This window comes from Paenibacillus xanthanilyticus, from assembly GCF_042682185.1.
In the GTDB taxonomy this organism is placed as follows: Bacteria; Bacillota; Bacilli; order Paenibacillales; family Paenibacillaceae; genus Paenibacillus_Z; species Paenibacillus_Z xanthanilyticus.
In genome coordinates this window covers 1942587-1962115 of record NZ_JBHUHA010000001.1, presented here as the reverse complement: position 1 = coordinate 1962115, position 19529 = coordinate 1942587, and the positions used below count along the sequence as shown (strand labels likewise).

Annotated in this window: 20 protein-coding genes; 16 read left to right on the top strand and 4 right to left on the bottom strand. The window is 59.7% G+C overall.

The features are described 5' to 3' along the window. The first annotated feature begins 32 nt into the window (after window positions 1-32). From asnS to ACFSKT_RS08075, 7 genes are all read left to right on the top strand, one after another. Window positions 33-1328, top strand: coding sequence for an asparagine--tRNA ligase (gene asnS / locus ACFSKT_RS08105; RefSeq protein WP_377722252.1), 1296 nt, complete (start codon window positions 33-35; stop codon window positions 1326-1328). A gap of 39 nt (window positions 1329-1367) precedes the next feature. After that, window positions 1368-2042, top strand: a complete 675-nt coding sequence (locus tag ACFSKT_RS08100; protein WP_377722251.1) for a DnaD domain protein — start codon at window positions 1368-1370, stop codon at window positions 2040-2042. Window positions 2043-2350: 308 nt separating this feature from the next. Then, window positions 2351-3421 (top strand): ABC transporter substrate-binding protein, encoded by a 1071-nt coding sequence (locus ACFSKT_RS08095; RefSeq protein WP_377722250.1) that lies wholly within the window; start codon window positions 2351-2353, stop codon window positions 3419-3421. A 61-nt stretch (window positions 3422-3482) separates the two neighbouring features. Next, window positions 3483-3785: a thiamine-binding protein gene (locus ACFSKT_RS08090; RefSeq protein ID WP_377722249.1), complete on the top strand. Its 303-nt coding sequence runs from the start codon at window positions 3483-3485 to the stop codon at window positions 3783-3785. Next, a complete protein-coding gene (locus tag ACFSKT_RS08085) occupies window positions 3775-4551 on the top strand; it encodes an ABC transporter permease (RefSeq protein ID WP_377722248.1) in 777 nt (258 codons plus the stop codon). Before ACFSKT_RS08090 ends, ACFSKT_RS08085 begins: the two co-directional genes overlap by 11 nt. Further along, on the top strand, window positions 4548-5339 hold the full coding sequence (locus ACFSKT_RS08080; RefSeq protein WP_377722247.1) for an ABC transporter ATP-binding protein: 792 nt from the start codon (window positions 4548-4550) through the stop codon (window positions 5337-5339). Before ACFSKT_RS08085 ends, ACFSKT_RS08080 begins: the two co-directional genes overlap by 4 nt. Window positions 5340-5348: 9 nt before the next feature. After that, a complete protein-coding gene (locus tag ACFSKT_RS08075) occupies window positions 5349-6173 on the top strand; it encodes a TatD family hydrolase (RefSeq protein ID WP_377722246.1) in 825 nt (274 codons plus the stop codon). 105 nt (window positions 6174-6278) lie between these two features. On the opposite strand, the gene ACFSKT_RS08070 is transcribed toward ACFSKT_RS08075, so the two are convergent. Continuing rightward, window positions 6279-7673 (bottom strand): hypothetical protein, encoded by a 1395-nt coding sequence (locus ACFSKT_RS08070; RefSeq protein ID WP_377722245.1) that lies wholly within the window; start codon window positions 7671-7673, stop codon window positions 6279-6281. 250 nt (window positions 7674-7923) lie between these two features. Between ACFSKT_RS08070 and ACFSKT_RS08065 the strand changes: the two genes are divergently transcribed. The 3 genes from ACFSKT_RS08065 to ACFSKT_RS08055 all read left to right on the top strand — a co-directional run bounded on the left by ACFSKT_RS08065 (window position 7924) and on the right by ACFSKT_RS08055 (window position 9983). After that, window positions 7924-8703 (top strand): glycoside hydrolase family 73 protein, encoded by a 780-nt coding sequence (locus ACFSKT_RS08065; RefSeq protein WP_377722244.1) that lies wholly within the window; start codon window positions 7924-7926, stop codon window positions 8701-8703. A gap of 128 nt (window positions 8704-8831) precedes the next feature. After that, entirely contained in the window at window positions 8832-9281 is a 450-nt protein-coding gene (locus tag ACFSKT_RS08060; protein WP_377722243.1) for a NucA/NucB deoxyribonuclease domain-containing protein, read from the top strand. Window positions 9282-9521: 240 nt separating this feature from the next. After that, the gene (locus tag ACFSKT_RS08055) at window positions 9522-9983 is read left to right on the top strand and encodes a divergent PAP2 family protein (RefSeq protein WP_377722242.1); all 462 of its coding nucleotides are present in this window, start codon (window positions 9522-9524) and stop codon (window positions 9981-9983) included. A gap of 79 nt (window positions 9984-10062) precedes the next feature. Here the strand turns inward: ACFSKT_RS08055 and ACFSKT_RS08050 are convergent, their stop codons facing one another. After that, entirely contained in the window at window positions 10063-11136 is a 1074-nt protein-coding gene (locus ACFSKT_RS08050) for a permease (protein WP_377722241.1), read from the bottom strand. Window positions 11137-11277: 141 nt separating this feature from the next. Here ACFSKT_RS08050 and selD point away from each other — a divergent pair, with 141 nt between their 5' ends. From selD to ACFSKT_RS08030, 4 genes are all read left to right on the top strand, one after another. Continuing rightward, window positions 11278-12333, top strand: coding sequence for a selenide, water dikinase SelD (selD, locus tag ACFSKT_RS08045; RefSeq protein ID WP_377722240.1), 1056 nt, complete (start codon window positions 11278-11280; stop codon window positions 12331-12333). A gap of 33 nt (window positions 12334-12366) precedes the next feature. Then, a complete protein-coding gene (gene mnmH / locus ACFSKT_RS08040) occupies window positions 12367-13398 on the top strand; it encodes a tRNA 2-selenouridine(34) synthase MnmH (RefSeq protein ID WP_377722239.1) in 1032 nt (343 codons plus the stop codon). 423 nt (window positions 13399-13821) lie between these two features. Further along, the gene (locus ACFSKT_RS08035; RefSeq protein ID WP_377722238.1) at window positions 13822-14778 is read left to right on the top strand and encodes a D-2-hydroxyacid dehydrogenase; all 957 of its coding nucleotides are present in this window, start codon (window positions 13822-13824) and stop codon (window positions 14776-14778) included. 107 nt (window positions 14779-14885) lie between these two features. After that, a complete protein-coding gene (locus ACFSKT_RS08030; protein WP_377722237.1) occupies window positions 14886-16085 on the top strand; it encodes a peptidylprolyl isomerase in 1200 nt (399 codons plus the stop codon). A gap of 158 nt (window positions 16086-16243) precedes the next feature. Here the strand turns inward: ACFSKT_RS08030 and rocF are convergent, their stop codons facing one another. Together rocF and ACFSKT_RS08020 are read right to left on the bottom strand one after the other, a co-directional pair. Further along, the gene (gene rocF, locus ACFSKT_RS08025) at window positions 16244-17149 is read right to left on the bottom strand and encodes an arginase (RefSeq protein WP_377722236.1); all 906 of its coding nucleotides are present in this window, start codon (window positions 17147-17149) and stop codon (window positions 16244-16246) included. Window positions 17150-17165: 16 nt separating this feature from the next. Then, a complete protein-coding gene (locus ACFSKT_RS08020; RefSeq protein ID WP_377722235.1) occupies window positions 17166-18098 on the bottom strand; it encodes a proline dehydrogenase family protein in 933 nt (310 codons plus the stop codon). 309 nt (window positions 18099-18407) lie between these two features. Between ACFSKT_RS08020 and rsmD the strand changes: the two genes are divergently transcribed. Beyond that, a complete protein-coding gene (rsmD, locus tag ACFSKT_RS08015; RefSeq protein WP_377722860.1) occupies window positions 18408-19013 on the top strand; it encodes a 16S rRNA (guanine(966)-N(2))-methyltransferase RsmD in 606 nt (201 codons plus the stop codon). Between the two features lies 1 nt (window position 19014). After that, a complete protein-coding gene (coaD, locus tag ACFSKT_RS08010) occupies window positions 19015-19506 on the top strand; it encodes a pantetheine-phosphate adenylyltransferase (RefSeq protein ID WP_377722234.1) in 492 nt (163 codons plus the stop codon). Window positions 19507-19529: the final 23 nt, after the last annotated feature.

Below are 19529 nucleotides of genomic sequence, written 5' to 3'. Positions count from 1 at the left end.
ATTAGGAACACCAATGGAAGGAAGCGTTGCCCATGAGAACATTGACGACGATTAAACAGATTGGCGGGCATGCGGGTCAGTCCGTCTGGATGGGCGGCTGGATCAACAACAAGCGCTCCAGCGGCAAAATCCAATTTTTGCAGCTGCGCGACGGCACGGGTTACATTCAAGGCGTTATCGTGAAGAGTGAAGTATCCGAAGAAGTGTGGAATACGGCGAAGTCGCTGACGCAGGAATCTTCGGTCTACGTGAAGGGGATCGTGCGCGAAGAGCCGCGGAGCCAATCCGGCTATGAGCTGACGGTAGAGGACATCGAAGTCATCCAATTGACCGAAGAATATCCGATCACGCCGAAGGAACACGGGGTCGATTATTTGATGGACCGCCGCCACCTGTGGCTGCGCACGCCGAAGCAGCGGGCGATCATGGTCATTCGCGCCGAGATCATCCGCGCGATTCAGCGGTTTTTCGACGAGCGTGATTTCACGCTGGTCGATCCGCCGATTCTGACGCCTTCCTCCTGCGAAGGCACGACGAATCTGTTCCACACCAAATATTTCGAAGAAGACGCGTATCTGACGCAAAGCGGTCAGCTCTATATGGAAGCGGCCGCGATGGCGCTTGGCAAAGTGTATTCGTTCGGGCCGACGTTCCGCGCCGAGAAGTCGAAGACGCGCCGTCACCTGATCGAGTTCTGGATGATCGAGCCGGAGATGGCGTTCGTCGATCACGAGGAAAACCTGCGCGTACAGGAGCAGTTCATCAGCTACGTCGTGCAGTCCGTCTTGACGAACTGCCGAAAGGAGCTGGAAGCGATCGGCCGCGACGTGTCCAAGCTGGAGGCGATTCAAGCGCCGTTCCCGCGGATCACGTACGACGATGCGATCAAGTTCTTGAACGAGCAAGGCTTCGATATTCCATGGGGCGAAGATTTCGGCGCGCCGCACGAGACGGCGATCGCCGAGAAGTATGACAAGCCGGTCTTCATTACGCATTATCCGGCGTCGTTCAAGGCGTTCTACATGAAGCCGGACCCGAATCGCCCGGAAGTCGTGCTGTGCGCGGACATGATCGCGCCGGAAGGCTACGGTGAGATCATCGGCGGTTCCCAGCGAATCGACGATCCGGAGCTGCTGGCGGAACGCTTCGCCGAGCATGAATTGTCCGAAGAAGCGTACCAATGGTATCTGGATCTGCGTAAATACGGCTCCGTGCCGCATTCGGGCTTCGGACTTGGCCTTGAGCGCACGGTCGCATGGATTTGCGGTCTGGATCACGTGCGTGAGACGATTCCGTTCCCGCGGATGCTGTATCGTCTGTATCCGTAATCGCCGGCTGGCTAGCGGGCGAAGGAAGAGGGGGAGCGGATGAGTAACGAGATGTGGAAAGCCTACGCCAGGGGAATGGCGTCCGCCATGAACGGCGGCAGCCTCGTCGTGCCGGCCGGGCTGCTCCGCGCTTATCACGGCATCGGCCTGTCCGATACCGAATTTCTGCTGCTGCTTCAGTTAATGTCGTTCCGCCAGCTGGAAGGCATCGACTTTCCGACGCCGGAGCAGCTGGCGGACCGGCTCGGCGTGACGCCGAAGACCGCCCATCAGATGCTAAGCCGACTGATGAAAGAAGGCTTTCTGTCCATCGACGAGCACTTCGATCAACAGACCGGCGTGCAGTCGGAGTGCTATAACTGGGACGGTTGGGTCATCCGCTCGGCCGAATGGCTGTCGGACGGCACGCGCGAGACGATGCAGGCCAGCCGCGCGGAACGGGCGCCGGAGATGAAGGCAACCGATCTGTTCTCGGTCTTCGAACAAGAATTCGGGCGGCCGCTTTCGCCAATGGAATGCGAGACGATCAGCATTTGGATCGATCAGGACCGGTATTCGGACGAGCTGATCCGCTTCGCGCTCAAGGAAGCGGTATTCGCGGGCAAGGTGCATCTGCGCTATATCGACCGCATTTTGTTCGAATGGGGCCGCAACCGGGTGACGAACGCGGAAGAAGCAAGAGCGTACACGCAGAAGTTTCGCGGGCCGCGATAAAAAGGCTGGCAATTTTGTCCTCGTCTGCTATAATAGGCGAAGCGACAACTTTCATATAACAGGGGGAGCTGGATGTTTGGCCGGCTGAGAGGGGATCCCGATACGAATCCCGACCCGTAACCTGATCTGGATAATGCCAGCGTAGGATTGCAACGCCCTTTCGGCCGTCAACAGCCGGAGTATGGGTATTTTCGAAGCAATAATCGAAGCGTCTTCCTGACTGGGAAGGCGCTTTTTCTTGTGCTGGAATTGACAGAAGGGGAGATAAGTCGCAGGCGAGGAGCACGAGAGAGGAGCAGATGACGAAGATGAGCAGGAAGATCAGACAAGGCGCGATAGGGGTAATCATGCTCACGTTGGCGCTGATGGCGCTAGCAGGGTGCGCAACGGAGAATAATAATCAAGCGGGCAACGCCGACACGGGGGCGGCAAGCGGCAATGCGGCGGCGAACGAATCGGCCGGCACGAACGCTGACCAGCCGTTGACGAAGGTGAAGGTCGTCCTCGACTGGACGCCGAACACGAACCACACCGGCTTATACGTGGCGCGAGACAAAGGCTTCTTCCGCGAGCAAGGGCTAGACGTGGAGATTATCCAGCCGACCGAAGCGGGGGCGGACAAAATGATCGCCTCCGGCGCGGCGGAATTCGGCGTCAGCTATCAAGAGGGGATTACGCAGGCGAGGATTCAAGGCGTACCGCTCGTCTCGCTGGCCGCGGTCATCCAGCACAATACGTCCGGCTTCGCGTCCCCGGCGGACAAGGGCATCAAGACCCCGAAGGATTTCGAGGGCAAAACGTATGGCGGCTGGGGCTCGCCGGCCGAGCAGGCGGTCATTGAATCGCTCATGCAAGAGGAGCAGGCGGACGTCTCCAAGGTGAACAACATCAGCATCGGCGACGCGGATTTCTTCACGGCCGTTAAGCGCAATATTGATTTTGCCTGGATCTACTACGCTTGGACGGGTGTTGAGGCGGAGCTGCGCGGCGAGAAGCTGAACATGGTCTATTTGACCGACTATAGCGACAAACTGGATTATTATACGCCGGTGCTCGCGACGAGCGAGAAGATGATCGCGGAGAAGAAGGAGCTTGTGCAGGCGTTCGTTGCAGGCGCGGCGGAGGGCTACCAATACGCGATTGACAATCCGGACGATGCCGCGGAGGTGCTCATCAAGGCAGAGCCGGACTTGAACGCGGAGCTCGTGCGCGCCAGCCAGAAGTGGCTAAGTCCGAAATATCAGGACGACGCGCCGCGTTGGGGCGAGCAGAAGCTGGAAGTATGGCAGAATTACGCGCAGTGGATGTACGACCACAAGCTGCTCGACAAGCAGTTGGAGGCCGAGAAGGCGTTTACGAACGAGTTCCTTCCGCAATAACGAACGAATCCATGCCTAACGATAACGAACTAAGCGACCAAGAAGAAAGGCGGTGCCGACCATGGCCAATGCACTCGTAAGCATTCAAATTTTACCGACGACACCCGGCGGCGAAAGCGTCCTCCCCTATGTAGACCGCGCGATCGACATCATCAAATCGGCCGGCGTGCCGTATCGCGTCGCCCCGCTCGAGACGACGATGGAGGGCGAGCTGACGCAGCTGCTGGACGTCGTACGGCAGATGAACGAAGCGATGACGGAGATGGGCTGCCCGTCGGTCATCTCCCAGATCAAAATCTACTATAACCCGGAGAACGGCGCTTCCATGGGACGTCTTCTCGAGAAGTACCCGGATGGGCAATAGCCGGGGCTTTCGCAACCTTATCCCGCCGGCTGCCTGTCTCCTCGGATTCCTCGCGATCTGGCAGGCGGCGGTATCGCTGTTTGCCATCGAGGCGTGGATTTTGCCTTCGCCGCTGGCGATATTTCAAGAGATGGCGGCGGAATGGCCGAGGCTGATGGGACACGCGGCGGCGACGGTACGACTGACGCTGCTCGGATTTGCGGCCGGTACGGCGGCGGGCCTTGGGCTCGCCGCTTTGCTGCATTTAATTCCAGGCGCCCGCGCGGGACTGTATCCGCTGCTTGTCTTGACGCAGAACGTCCCGGTCATCGTCCTTGGCGACCTGCTCGTCATCTGGTTCGGATTCGGCGTGCTGCCGAAGCTTATCCTGCTCATCCTGGTCTGTTTCTTTCCGGTCAGCGTTTCGATGCTGACGGGACTTCAGCAGGCGGATCCGAAGCTTGTTCACTATATGCGAATGATTGGAGCGGACAAGCGGCAATTGTTCTGGAAGCTGGAGCTGCCGGGCGCGCTCAGCCATTTGTTCTCCGGGCTGAAGATCGCGGCCTCCTATTGCGTCATTGGCGCCATCTACGCGGAAGCGCTCGGTTCGAACGAAGGGCTGGGCTACTACATCCGTCTCTCGTCCAATGGTTGGGAGACGAGCCGCGTGTTCGCGGGCATTCTGATCATCGTCCTGTTCAGCCTGCTCCTGTTTGGCGTCATCGCGCTGATCGAGCGCTATTCGATCCGAGGAAAGGTACGGAAGGAGGGAGGCGTTCAATGACGGAGTATGCTTTGGAAGTTACCGGCATCGGGAAGACGTTCGCGGAAGGACGCGGCACGAAGCACGTGCTGGAGAATATTTCGTTTCATGTCAAAGCGGGCGAGTTCGTCTCCATCATTGGTCCGTCGGGCAGCGGCAAATCAACGCTGTTTCATCTGATTGGCGGGCTGGAGCGGCCGACGAGCGGGGAGATCCGCATGGACGGCCAATGCGTCACGGGCGAACGCGGACGCATCGCGTATATGCCGCAGTCCGCATCGCTCCTGCCGTGGCTGACCGTTCGAACTAATATTGTCATGGCGCTAACGATCGCGGGCACCGAACGGGGAGCGGCAGAAGCGCAAACCTCCGAATGGCTGGCTCGCGTCGGGTTGGCTGGGGAGGCCGATGCTTATCCGGATACGCTGTCCGGCGGCATGCAGCAGCGCGTGTCCTTCCTGCGCGCGCTGCTCTCCCCGCAGCGGCTCATGTGCCTGGACGAGCCGTTCGGCGCGTTGGATGCGCTGACCCGCCTCCATATGCAGACATGGCTGCTGTCGCTCTGGGAAGCGGACCGCCGCTCCGTGCTGTTCGTCACGCACAGCATCGAGGAGGCGCTGCTGCTGTCGGATCGGATCCTCGTCCTGTCGCCTTCGCCGGCTATCGTCGCGAAGGAGATCGAAGTGCCGTTCGCCCGTCCTCGCAGCGAGGCGTTGTGGACCGATCCATTGTTCAACGAATTGAAGCTCGAAATCTACGAGATGCTGAAGCCGACAGCCGGACACGGTGCGATGATGGGGAAGAGGTGAGCGGAACTGATGGTTGAAACGAATAGGAAGCCCCATGCAAAGCCTTGCTATATCGACGCACATCTTCATTTGGACCACTACGAGACGGCGAAGCAACAGCCGCTCCTGGAGGAAGCCTTCCGCGAGGACGTAGCTGCCGTCGTGGCCGTGTCCATGCATCTCGAATCTTCGCGCATCGTGCGCGAATGGGCGATGCGCATGCCGGAGCGGGTGATGCCCGCATACGGCTTTCATCCGGAGCAGCCGCTGCCGACGGACGAGGAACTCGACGAGCTGTTCGTCTGGATGCGATCGCGCCATGAGGTCGGAGAACGATTCGCGGTCGGCGAAGTCGGGCTGCCTTATTACATGCGAACCGAGGCGGAGACGTCCGGAGCGGCATTCGACGAATCGGGCTACCTGGCCTTGCTGGATCGGTTCATTCGCTTCGCGGCCGAGACGGACCGGCCGATCGTCCTTCACGCCGTCTATGAAGACGCGGACAAGGCGCTGGATCTACTGGAGAAGCATGGTGTGACCCGCGCCCACTTTCACTGGTTCAAAGGCGCCGCCGCCACGTTGAAGCGCATGATCGCGCTGGGCTGCATGGTATCCATTACGCCGGACGTGTTCTACGAGACGGAGATTCGGTCGCTTGTCCGCGATTATCCGCTAGCGCTGCTTATGACGGAGACCGATGGCCCTTGGCCGTTCGAAGGCCCGTTCGCCGGCCGCCCGACAACGCCCGGGATGGTTCGCGACGTGGCGAACCAAATCGCGTCGATCAAAGGCATACGGGTAGACGAGGCGGCGGAAGCGTTATATCGAAATGCCGTCAGGTTCTATAGCCTGTAAGGCACGACAAAGACCACGCGTCATCGATGCAAATCGAGCTCGCGTGGTTTTTTTCGTCGTGTGGTGTGTTCGAATGGAGAGCGAATCGGACGGGCTGCCGAACGGCTAGATGAGGAACATCGCGACGACCGTCGTCGCCGCAAGTCCGATCAATACCGGCTTCAAGTTGCGGCGGGCAAGCTCGAACGGACTGACGCCGCAGATCGCGGCCGCCGGGATGAGCGCCCATGGAATAAGCGTGCCGCCGCCGACCCAGATTGCCGCGACTTGACCGAGCGCGGTCAACGTAGCTGCGCCGGAGCCGATCGCGGAAGCGAAGAGCTGGGCGATGGAGCCGGCCAGCGAGATGCCGGAGAAGCCGGACCCGTCGAGTCCCGTGATCGCGCCCGTCACCGTGACGGTCACGGCGCTGACCGCTTCGTTCAGCGGCACATGATGAGCAAGCCCAACCCCCAGGTCGTTGACGATGCCGTGAGAGCTCTCGGGCAGCGTCGGTCCGAACAAGGCCGTGAAGCCGGCATCGCCGAGATAGAAGAAGGCGGCGATCGGAATGACCGGGCCGAATACCTTGAATCCGAATTGGAAGCCTTCGATCAGATAGGCGGTCGTTTGTTCCAGCCCCTTGTTCCGGTGGGCCAGGAGCGTGACGGCGGCCAGGATGAGCACGGCTGTTCCCCCGACGAGCGCCGTCGCGTCGCCTCCCTGCAGATTAAGCGCGAACATCGCGGCGACGTCGGCGGCGAACAGCAGCGGAATGATGACGGCCAGCGACTTCCGGATAGGGGTCGGCAGGACGATTCGCGATTCGCTGGCGGCAGCTCCGCCGCCGCCCGCCACGAGTCCGTCGCGCCATGTCCCTCGTCTCATGTCTCTGCGCATATACCAGAAGGCGGCGACCGTCGTGACGACACCCATGACCGCGACGAGCGGGATGCTTGCTTCCATGACGGCGGAGACGGGCAGGCCGGCGGCATCGGCGGTCAGCTTGGGCGCGCCTTGAATGATATAGTCGCCGGATAGCGCGATGCCGTGACCGAATAGATTCATGGCGACGGCGGCGCCCAGCGCAGGCAGGCCCACGCGCGCGGCCACGGGCAGCAGCACGGCGCCGATGAGGGCGACCGCCGGAGACGGCCAGAAGAACATGGACGTCACCATCATGATGAGGCCGATTCCCCAATACGCCAGCGTCGGCGTGCGAAGGAAGCGGGTGAGCGGTCGCACCATCGTTTCGTTTATGCCGGTTATGATGAGCACGCGGCTCATCGCGACGATAATGGAAATAATGAGGATCGTGCCGATTAACTCTTTGATCGCATAGATAAAGCTGTTGAATATGCCGCTGACGGAGCCGCTAAGCGTCTCGGTCGCGATGACGCCGAGCGTGAAGATCCCCGCGACGCAGATTAGCGTCGTATCGCGTCGTTTAATCAGAAGAGCGAGAATAAACACGATGAACGCCAAATAAACCCAATGAAGCGCAGTAAACTGGACTTCCACGGCAGCACCTTCTTCTTCCTTTCGGATGGTGCTATATCGTATGCATGCGCGGTGACGGGCGTGTGTACCGGTCTGAGAACGTTATCATCCGCGAAAAAACGGGCGGTGCCTGAATTTGCGCGGATGTGTGCTCGTCCAGGCCTTCACCGCTGCCGTGCATACATTAGAAGGGAGCGGGGCGTTTGAACAGGAAGGAAGTGCCTAATGGCCGGTTGCTCTCTCGGCCGGCCGGATAGAGGGGGGATTGCGGGTGGCCTTGACCCGAGAGCAGTTTATCGCGGCGCTGGCGCCGATGGCGCAGGCGGACGAGCGCCAGAGCGGCGTCCCGGCGTCGATTACGATCGCGCAGGCGATTCTGGAATCGAACGGCGGCAACAGCCAGCTGGCCGTGCAGGGCAATAATTTGTTCGGCATGAAGGGCATAGGACCGGAGGGCAGCGTCGTGCTGCCGACCAAGGAGCAGCGTGCGGACGGGTCCGTCTATACGGTCAACGCCGTTTTTCGCGCCTATTCAAGCTGGCAGGAGAGCGTGCGGGATCACTCGGAACTTCTCGCGAGGGGCGTTTCCTGGAACCGTGCCTTATACAGCGGAGCGCTCCGCACGGACGGCCGTTCGGCGGCAAGAGCGCTGCAGAAAGCCGGCTATGCGACGGATCTACATTATGCGGATAAGCTCATCGCAATCATCGACCGCCATGGGCTGGACCGTTACGATCTGGTGAAAGGGGATGAGCCGATGACGGCGGAGGAGAAAGCGGCGTTCGAGGCGCTGGAAGCGAGCGTGAAGCAGCTGTCCGGGTTGGTGACGGCGCTGACGAACGGGCAGGGCGCGGCGAACGCGACGATGGCATCCTTAAGCGGACGGGTGCAGGCGCTGGAGGCGGAGCGGGCGATCGCGGCGCCGGCGTGGTTCGTGCAGGAGTTTGGATCCGATGATTTAGGCGGCGTGATTCAGCTGAGAAGCGGGTCGCTGGAATTTTGGCGGACGCTTGCGGTCGTGCTGCGGCTTGGCCGTTCGGGCGTGCTCTGACAGGGGCTTTGGCGGTCAGACGGATACGTCATGCAGACGGGCAGCAAGGCCGCGTTGACGGGGCGGACGTTTTCTGAAATACTAGTCCTTGTTGGTTTCAAGAACGAGCAGGGACAGGAGAGTCAGACATGAAGAAAAGAAGCGCCTTTTACGCGGTCGCCTTAGCGATCGCCGCCATGTACTTTTGGAAAGCGTTCACGATGCAGGACGACGGCCAGGGGACGCAGCAGCCGAGCGGTCGGGAAGCCGGACAGGCGGAGGTGACGCTGACGTTCCCCGCGGATGAATATCCCGAGACCGGCGCGCATATGAAAGAAGCGATCGCAAGCGGCAAATCGGCGATCTGCACGATCGACCGAGAGGGCGCGGATGCGAACCGTCAAGAGGCGCTGAAGGACGTGCCGGTCAAGGAAGGCTTCGACCGCGACGAGTGGCCAATGGCCATGTGCGCCGAGGGCGGCGCCGGCGCGGATGTCGAATACGTCAAGCCGGACGATAATCGCGGCGCGGGCGCCTGGATCAGCAATCAGCTGAAGGCTTATGAGGATGGCACGCAGGTGCGGTTCATCGTCGAATAAAGACGCGGGAGGAGGGGATCGGCCGTCAGCCGGTCCTTTTGTCGTATCGGCGGCTGGGACCACGCAAGCGGCAGGACAATCTTGCTTCATCCGGGTAATAGGAAATACCGCGTTCAAGGCGAAATCTAGGGAGTACGGTAAGCCGAGGGAACGTTCGCGCTTTTTTTCCAAAATCGGAAATGAAGGCGATCGATTCGGGTCAAGCTAATTCTGACGCTTCGTGTAAAGGGGAGGGGAACGATGGCATTATTTCATAATTTTCCGCTCATGGCCGCGCTGCTGTCGATCGTGCTGGCGCAAATCGTGAAGGTGCCGATCAAGCTGATCGCGACGCGTTCATGGGATGTAGGGCTCGGATTCAGCACCGGAGGGATGCCGAGCTCGCATTCGGCTGCCGTCGTGTCGCTCGCGACCGCCATCGGCATCGTGGAAGGCGTCACCTCGTCGGCCTTCGCGATCGCGGTCATCGTCAGCGCGATTACGATGTACGATGCGATGGGGATTCGCCGTCACGCGGGCATGCATGCTTCGCTCATTAACCGGATCGCCCGCACGATTCCGATGCTCCATCACGATGCGGTGACGAAGAAGCCGCGCGAAGAGCTGAAGGAGCTGCTCGGCCATCGGCCGATCGAGGTGCTGGCGGGGGCGGTATTCGGGGCCGCGGTCAGCGTGGTTTACTATTGGATCGTGTACGGGTAACGCGGAAGGTTCTACCCGGCAGCCCGCGAACAAACAAAGGAGCGTCCGACTCGCGTCGAACGCTCCTTTTGGTGACCGCTTATAACACAAGCATCCCGACGATGCCGCTCAGCATGCCGAGCACGACGACCGACGCGAACACGAAGCCGACGACCCGCGGGGGGAACGATCGGCGAATCATCAGCAGCGATGGCAAGCTGACCGCCGGAAGAACGACGAGCAGCGCGGCAGCCGGTCCCGCTCCGAATCCAAGGGACAGGAAGGTCTGCGCGATCGGAATTTCGGCCGCCGTCGGAATGACGAACAGGGCGCCCGCGATGCAGAAGACGACGAGTACGAACAAGCTGTTCCATGCGCCGTCCCCCAGTGTCGGGAATAACCAGGCTCTGGCGGCGCCTAGTACCAGGACGGAGACGAAGTAAGCCGGCACAATATGTACGGTCATCGTCCAAATGCTGGCGAGCCAGCGTCTCCATAGGGGAGACGTCTTCTGTTCGTGAGGAACCGACTTCTCCACGTCTTCCTGCGACACTTCAACGTCCTTGGCCAGCCGCCCAGCCCAATAGCTCACCCCGAACGTAAGAATCAGGCCGAAGACGAGACGGAGAAGCGTGAATTTCCACGAGAGCACGGCGGTCATGAAGATGAGCGTCGCGGGATTGATCATCGGATTGCCCAGCCAGAAAGCCAAGCTCGCGCCGGCCGAAACGTGCTTCTTCCGCATGCCGACGGCGATCGGAGCGGCGCAGCACGAACACATCATGCCGGGGACGGATGCGAGCCCGCCGATGGCCGTGCTTTTCATCGAGCTGTTGCCCAGCACGCGGAGCAGCCAGCCGGAGGGGATGAGCACTTGAACAAGAGAGCCAAGCACGATGCCCAGCAGCGCGGCTTTCCAGACGGCTTTATAATAAGTGACGGCGTAGTCCCAGGCAGCGGACCAAGATGGATCTGGCAACGTTTCCCCGCCGCCGGTCAAGATGGAGGAGCCGATCGTATGCGAGGTGATCGCGCTGATTGCTTTGTGATAATAAGGCCACCATTTTACATAAGTCAAACCGGCCGCGGCGATCAAGAGAAAGACAGCGACCATGAGGATCGTTTTCAAATTATGGGCCGGCGGCTTCTCCACCGAACCGTTCAGCTGCGACATGTCGGACCTCCCGTGATGTTGTCAAAACGAATCCATTATACCACACTAGCCCCTTTTTGCGGCATCATGCGCAATCGTGTACTATTAGGGCAGAGAATTTACTTCCCCTCAATTATCGGATTACGAAAGGAACCCTATACCATGACGCAATCAGAACCGATCAAATTGACGTCCTTGTCCTCCAAAGGCGGCTGCGGCTGCAAAATCGGCCCCGCGGATCTCATGGAGGTCATCCGCAGTTTGCCGCCGGCCACGCCGAACCCCGATTTGCTCGTCGGGCTGGATACGAGCGACGATGCGGGCGTATACCGGTTGAACGACGAGCTGGCGCTCGTGCAGACGGTCGATTTTTTCACCCCGATCGTCGACGATCCGTATTCGTTCGGGCAGATCGCGGCGGCGAACGCGATCAGCGATATCTACGCAATGGGCGGCAAGCCGCTAACCGTCCTGAATATCGTGGCGTTCCCGATCTCGACGCTGGACAAATCGATACTGGCGGATATTTTGCGCGGAGCGGGCGATAAAGTCCGGGAAGCCGGCGCGACGCTCGTCGGCGGTCACTCGATCGACGACAAGGAGCCCAAATTCGGCATGGCCGTCACCGGCTTGATTCATCCTGGACAAGTGAAGACCAACGCGGGCGCGCAGCCCGGCGACAAGCTTATTCTGACCAAGCCGATCGGCGTAGGGATTCTGATGACTTCCATCAAGAAGGATCAATTATCCCCGGAGGAAGTCGCCCGCGTCACGAACGTGATGGCGACGCTCAACAAGACGGCCGCGGAAGTCATGAGCGCGTACGACGTACACGCTTGCACCGACGTTACCGGCTTCGGACTTCTCGGCCATGCCTCCGAGATGGCGAAAGGCAGCGGGGTCGGACTGCGTATCGCGAAGGAGCGCGTGCCGCTGCTTCCCCGCGTCCGAGAGCTGGCGGAGCAAGGGTTCGTGCCCGGCGGGACGAAGAACAATTTCAGCCATGTCGGAGGATCGGTTACGTTCCCGGAGGATATGGACCAGATCGATCGCTACATTTTGTGCGACGCGGTCACCTCCGGCGGTTTGCTGATCGCCGTCCAGGCGGAGCAAGCCGACCGCATGCTGGCGCAAATGATTGAGCGCGGCGTAGAAGCCGCCCTTATCGGCGAGGTGCTGGACGAGCATCCCGGCATCATTGAAGTCGTTCGCGAATAGGACCTACACGCACGCGCAGAGGAGCGAATCGGCATGTTTCAGGATATTACCATCGAAGAACTAAGAGCGAGACGGGAAGCGGGCGAGCTGGTCACGATCGACGTCAGGTCGCCGTCCGAATATGCGGATTCCACCATTCCGGGCAGCCTCAATATCCCGTTCTTCAATGACGAAGAACGCGCCGAGATCGGCACGCTGTACAAGCAGACGAGCATTCAGGCAGCCAAGGAGCGGGGGCTTGCGATCATCTCCGCCAAGCTGCCTTCGTTAATCCAGGAAATTGGACAAATTCGAGGCAAAAAAGCGGTGTTCTGCTGGCGCGGCGGCATGCGGAGCAAGACGACGGCCACGCTGCTCTCGCTCATGGATATTCACGTGTACCGCATTAACGGAGGGTTCCGGGCTTACCGCAAATGGGTCGTCGACACGCTCGGGACGTTCGAGCTTCGGCCGAAGGCTTTCGTGCTGCACGGGCATACCGGAACCGGCAAAACGGCGATATTGCGGCAGCTGGAAGCCGAGGGGTATCCCGTCTTGGACCTGGAGGCGCTGGCCGGCCATCGCGGTTCCATTTTCGGCGGGGCCGGCATGAAGGCCCATAATCAGAAGACGTTCGAGGCGCTGCTGCTGGAACGGCTCATTGCGCTTCAGGACGAGCCCTACATCGTGTTCGAAGCGGAGAGCAAGCGGTTAGGCAAGACGGTGCTGCCCGATTTTCTGATGAACGCGAAGGAGAACGGCACGCCGATCCGCATCGAGATGCCGATGGAGTCGAGGGTCAAGCGCATTATGGAAGACTACCCGACTGCTTATAAGGCCGAGTACCTGAAGGGCTTCTATCGTATTAAATCGCGCATCCATACGCCGATTGCCGCCGAGATCGAAGCCTGCTTGCAGTCCGATCGCATCGAACCGGCCGTGCGCATGCTGCTCGGATCCTATTACGACCCGCGTTATGCGTACACGGGCGATCAATACGGCGCTGAACCGGAATGGACCGTATCGGCTCAAACGTTGGACGAAGCCGTACAAGGGGTTAAAGCTTACTTGGATCGCATGAGATAAAGGGTTTCTGCGTTCGACCGTTTTCCGTCATCGGGAAGCGGTCGTTTTCATTTGGGACGAAATGAAAGGGAGGGGGAAAGCTGGCGGAACAAAAAAAACCGGGACCCCCTTTCGGGAGTCCCTTTCATGGGAGAGGAGAAACCGGACGAAGAGCTTATGGGGAAACGTAAGTCTTCTCCGCGGTTGTCTACGGCATCTCTCGACGCCGATATCTTAAGGATTGCCAGTTTGGCCAACGTTATACATGGGCGTCGAATTATTTTTTGGACGAGCTGTAGGAATCGAACTTTTCCATCATCCTGGGAAGATTCTAGTTGCGGAAGAATCGAATCCGGACACGTTTATGGCATTCCCTATCCTCTTCCGGCGACGGATCGGGTATAATGTGGATATTTGGCAAAAAGAAGGGGTGGAGTTTATACAATGAACATCGTCGTGCTGGACGGGTTCACGCTGAATCCCGGCGATTTGAGCTGGGCGCCGCTGGAAGCGTTGGGCAGTCTTGCCGTGTACGATCGCACGCCGCCGGAGCTCGTCCTGGAGCGAGCGAAAGACGCGGACGCGGTGCTGACGAACAAAACGTCGCTGACCGCGGACATGATTGCCGAACTGCCCAATCTCCGTTATATCGGGGTGCTGGCGACCGGTTATAACGTCGTGGCGATCGAGGCTGCGGCCGAGCGCGGCATAACGGTGACGAACGTGCCGGATTACAGCACGCATTCGGTCGCCCAACTCGTAATCGCGTTCATGCTTCGCCACTGCCATCATATCGCGGAACATGACAAGGCCGTGCACGAAGGGCGTTGGACGGCGGGACCGGATTTCACGTTCTCCTTATTCCCGCTGCAAGAACTGCAAGGCAAATCCATCGGCATCGTCGGCTTTGGCGGGATTGGGCAGCAGGTCGCTCGCGCGGCGAAAGCCTTCGGCATGGAGGTGCTCGTGCATACGCGAACGCCGAAGCATGATCCGGAGTGGGCGGCGATCCGTTACGCGGACCTGGATGAATTGCTGCGCGAGGCGGACTATGTCACGCTGCACTGCCCGCTAACGCCGCAGACGGCAGGCTTAATCGACAAGCGGGCGCTTGGACTCATGAAGCCCGGCGCGTATTTGATCAACACGGCGCGCGGTGGTCACATCGTGGAAGAGGATCTGGCCCAAGCGCTTCGGGAAGGCCGCATTGCGGGAGCGGGGCTCGATGTGTTGTCGGCAGAGCCGCCGCCGGCTGACCACCCGCTGATTGGCGCGCCGAACTGCACGATCACGCCGCACATTGCATGGGCGACGGCGGAGGCTCGAGGCAGGCTGCTGCGGATAGCCGCGGACAATCTGTTTCAATTTACGCAGGGAACCGTTAAGAATAAGGTTGGTTAACTTTTTATCTTCTCTTAAGGTACGACTTATAAGCATCTGTTATATTAATGTCATTGAGAGTCAAGCCATTAGCGCCAAGCGCGTATATGCTGAAGGGAGTTTTATCATTGAGCGACAAAGAACAGCAGGACAAAGGCATACCTACGGGGAACGAACACGAGAACGACGGACAAGACGAGCTTCGCGGTCAAGCGGAAGACGCGACGACTACAGAGAACGCGCTATCCGGACAGGCTGAGACGAATGCCGATCAAGCAGACGAAGTCCAAGCGGAACGCGATTTAGCGGCAGAAGAAGAAGCCGAACGCGCCGAGGACGAAGAGCGGACGGCAGCGGTTGCGCAGCCTGCGGCGGACAAGCCGAAGAGCGGCAAAGGCTGGATGTACGTCGCGATCGGCCTGGCCGTCGTGCTCATCGTCGTGCTGGCGATGCCAAGATTCGGCGGCGGCTCCGGTGAGACGATGGCGACGGTGAACGGCACCAAGATCTCGAAAGAGCAGCTGTATGACGCCATGCTCGAGCAAGGCGGCGAATCGACGCTCAACAACCTGATCTCGGACGAGCTGCTGAACCAGGAAGCCGAGAAAGCGGGCGTTACCGTAACGGATGCCGACATCGAGAAGGAAATCGCGAACATTAAGAAAAACTTCCCGTCTGACGAAGAATTCAATGCGGCGCTTGCGCAAAACGGGCTGACGCTGGAATCGTTCAAGGAGCAGGTTCCTCCGCAGGTGAAGCTGCGCAAAATTTTGGAGCCGAAGACGGGCGTTACGGACGAGCAGGTCAAGCAATATTACGAGGACAACAAAGCGAACTACGATACGCAGGAGCAAGTGCAGGCGTCCCATATCCTCGTCGCGACGAAGCAAGAAGCGGAAGCAATCCAGAAGCAGCTGAACGAAGGCGCGGACTTCGCGACGCTGGCGAAGGAGAAATCGACCGACACGACGTCGGCGGTGAACGGCGGCGATCTGGGCTTCTTCCAGAAGGGCGCCATGGTCCCGGCCTTCGAGCAAGCGGCGTTCGCGCTTAAGAATCCGGGCGACCTGAGCCCGATCGTCGAGACCGAGCACGGCTTCCACATCATCAAGCTGACCGAGCATAAAGCCGCGAAGCAATCCACGTTCGAAGAGAACCAGACGGCCATCAAGGATCAGCTCGTGAACCAGAAGGTATCGGAGATGGCCAGCGCGTGGATCGAAGAGATCCGTGCGAAGGCGACGATCACGAACAAGCTGGAAGACGAGAAGAAAGCGGAAGAAGCACCGGCGGAAGGCGCGGAGAACGCGGCGACCAAGACCGAATAACTCGCTACTGCTCGCCTTTCGATCTGCCCTGCGCAGCTAAACGCGTCTATAGCGAAAAACTCCGGACCCGATCGGGTCCGGAGTTTTTTTGCGTGCACACCGTGATTTCGCTCATGACGTGTCATTGGATGCAGCCGGGAGATTGGAATTGGAGAAGACTATAAAATGCGCTCCCCCGCAAAGGAAGCGGCGAGCTCTACCGCCAGCCTCGCCGTCCGTTGGCCGTTATCGAGCAGCGGATTAACCTCCACCAGGTCCGCCGAGGTCACGATGGCCGCCTCGTGCAGCATCTCCATCGCCAGATGGGCTTCCCGGTAGTTCAGCCCGCCGCGGACAGGGGTCCCCGTGCCGGGCGCTTCGCCGGGATCGACGCTGTCGATGTCGAAGCTCAAATGAACCCCGTCGGTTCCTTCGGAGACGACGCGAATGGCGTTCTCCATGACGCGTGCCATGCCGTAGCGATCGATATCGTGCATGGTGAAGCAGGCAATGCCCAGTTCGCGGATTAGCTCCTTCTCCCCGACATCGAGCTCCCTTGCGCCGACGAGCGCGATATGGCCCGGATTTAGCTTGGCACCTGGTCCGCCGATCCCCGTGAAGCGCGGGTCGCCCAGCCCGAGCAGCGCGGCTAGCGACATCCCGTGAATATTGCCGGAAGGCGACGTCTGCGGGGTGTTGAGATCGCCGTGCGCGTCGATCCACAGTACCCCGAGACGGCGGCGGGCTTTCGCCGCGGCGGCGACGGTGCCGATCGCCAGACTATGATCGCCCCCGATGGCCAGCGGGAACGTGCCGGCGCGCATGGCGGCAGCCGCTTCGAGCGCCAATGCCTCGTTCATCGCCTGCACGCGACCCCAATGCTTGAGCTTGGCGGACGTGCGCCGGTCGGCATCGGTATTGGGCAAATAATCGTCTGAGCGCAGCTGCACCCGACAGCCAAGCTTCTGGAGACGCCGAATGAGTCCGGCTTGGAGCACGGCCTCGGGACCGGCGGCAGCGCCGCGGCGTCCGGCCCCCCAATCGAAGGGGACGGGCAGAATGGTGATCGGGAGCTGCTCTTTCATCATATCCGCCTCCTTGCTAGCCGCGTTTAAATAGGCTTTTCACGATGAACGTGACATTGGCGGGACGCTCCGCGAGCCGCCGCACGAAATACGGATACCAGCTTCGTCCGAATGGAACGTAGCTGCGAACGGTATAGCCTTCGCGGGCGAGCGACTCCTGCAGCGCGGTTCGGATGCCGTAGAGCATCTGGAACTCGAACGCGGTTCTCGGAATCCGGCGCGACCGGGCGTACGATTTGACCCAGCGGATGATCGTCTCGTCGTGGGTGGCGATCGCCGTATACTCTCCGCTTTCGAGCCGGGCGCGAATGAGCCGCCGCATATTGCTGTCCACATCCTTTTTGGCGGGGAAGGCAATGCTGGCCGGTTCCTTGTATGCGCCTTTCACGAGCCGAAGGTTGACCCGCTCGGCGCTCAACTGCTTCACGTCCTGTACGCTGCGGTACAGATAGGCCTGAATGACCGTGCCGACGTTCTTCAAGTCTTCCGCGTGAAGCCGGCGCACGATATCGATCGTGGCGTCCGTCCACGGGCTGTCTTCCATATCCAGCCGGACGAACAATCCGAGCCGGTCTGCTTCGCGCACGACGGTGCGGATGCTGTCGTAGCAGATGTCCGGATCAAGCGCAAGCCCGAATTGCGTCGGCTTTAGCGATACATTGCCGTTTATCTGATCGCGGTCGATCGCCTGCAGCAGATCGACGTAGCCGAGCTCGCTGGCTTTGGCTTCTTCCAGCGATTGAATGCTTTCGCCAAGCAGGTCGAGGGTGACCGCGATACCGGCATTGTTCAGCCTTTTGGCGTGCTTCAGCGATTCCTCCATCGTTTCTCCGGCGACGAACCGGCCGGCGCCCAGCCGCATGCCGTACCGTTCAGAGAGCTTGCGTGCCGCGCGGTTGCCGGCCAGGCCGAGCAGGGCGGTTCGAAACAATCGCGTTCCGGCGTCCATAATTTCACGCTCCTAGAGCGAATTGGTTGGTGTAAGCGAATTGGTTGGTGTAAGCGAATTGGTTTGCGTAGGCGGATTGGTTTGCGTGTACAACCGGAGGTTGGACATGCAGCATTCCGCCCTCAACCCGAGTTGAACATGCAGCATTTTTGCGATTTGGCAGACTGACTATGGGGTATGGGGGAATATCGTTTACTCATATATAGGCGAAGGGGGGCGGCGGCATGCCTAAAATGATCGAACCGCGGATTCGCGCGGCGGTTTAACAAGAGCGAAGTTGTATGGTACGATAGCAGCAGTCCGGTTGAAATCAGAAAGGGGAAACAGCAAGTGAGAGTCATCGCAGGGACGGCGAAAGGCCGCCCGCTGAAAGCGGTACCAGGGAGCAACACCCGCCCGACGACCGATAAAGTGAAAGAAGCGATTTTTAGCATGATCGGTCCTTATTTCGATGGGGGCATGGTGCTCGATTTATTCGCTGGCACCGGGGGCTTGGGCATCGAGGCGTTAAGCAGGGGAATGGAGCGGGCCGTGTTTATTGACATGGAACGGTTAAGCATAGAGGTGATCAAGCAGAACGTGCAGGCCGCGGGCTTGACGCAGCAGGCGGAGATCTACCGCAACGAGGCAGGCAGGGCGATCAAGGTGTTGGAGAAGCGGGGGGAGCGATTTGCGCTCGTTTTCCTTGATCCGCCGTACCGGATGAAGGAAATGGACGCGATGATGAGCGAATTGGCGCAGCGGGGACTGCTCGAGGACGGGGCGCGCGTCATCGTCGAACACGATGCCGCCCATGTCTATCCGGAGCAGTTCGCCTCGTACATCCAATTGAAACATGCTCGCTACGGCGATACTGCCGTCACGGTGTACCGGCACGAGCCGGCAGCCGGCGAGACGCAAACGGAGGAACTATAATATGTCGGTCATTGGCAAACGCATCGCCGTGTATCCGGGCAGCTTCGATCCGGTTACGCTTGGGCATTTGGATATCATTCAACGGGCATCCAAGCAATTCGATCACGTCATCGTCGCGGTATTGAACAACACGAGCAAGAGCCCTCTCTTTACGGTGGACGAGCGCAAGGAGCTGCTGGCCGAGGCGATCAAGGATTTGCCGAACGTATCGCTTGACAGCTTCCGCGATCTGCTCGTGCGCTTTATGCGCTCCCGCGACGCGCACGTTATCGTGCGAGGAATCCGCTCGGTAACGGACTTTGAGTACGAGCTGCAAATGGCGTCGACGAACCATCAGCTCGATAGCGAGATCGAAACGATTTTCATGATGACGAATCCGAAATTCTCGTACTTGAGCTCCAGCATCGTGAAGGAGATCGCCAAGTTCAATGGCAACGTCAAGGACCTCGTTCCGCCCGGCGTAGAGAAGGCGCTGATCGAGAAGTACAACTAAAAGCGCGGCTCTGGATGCGTCGA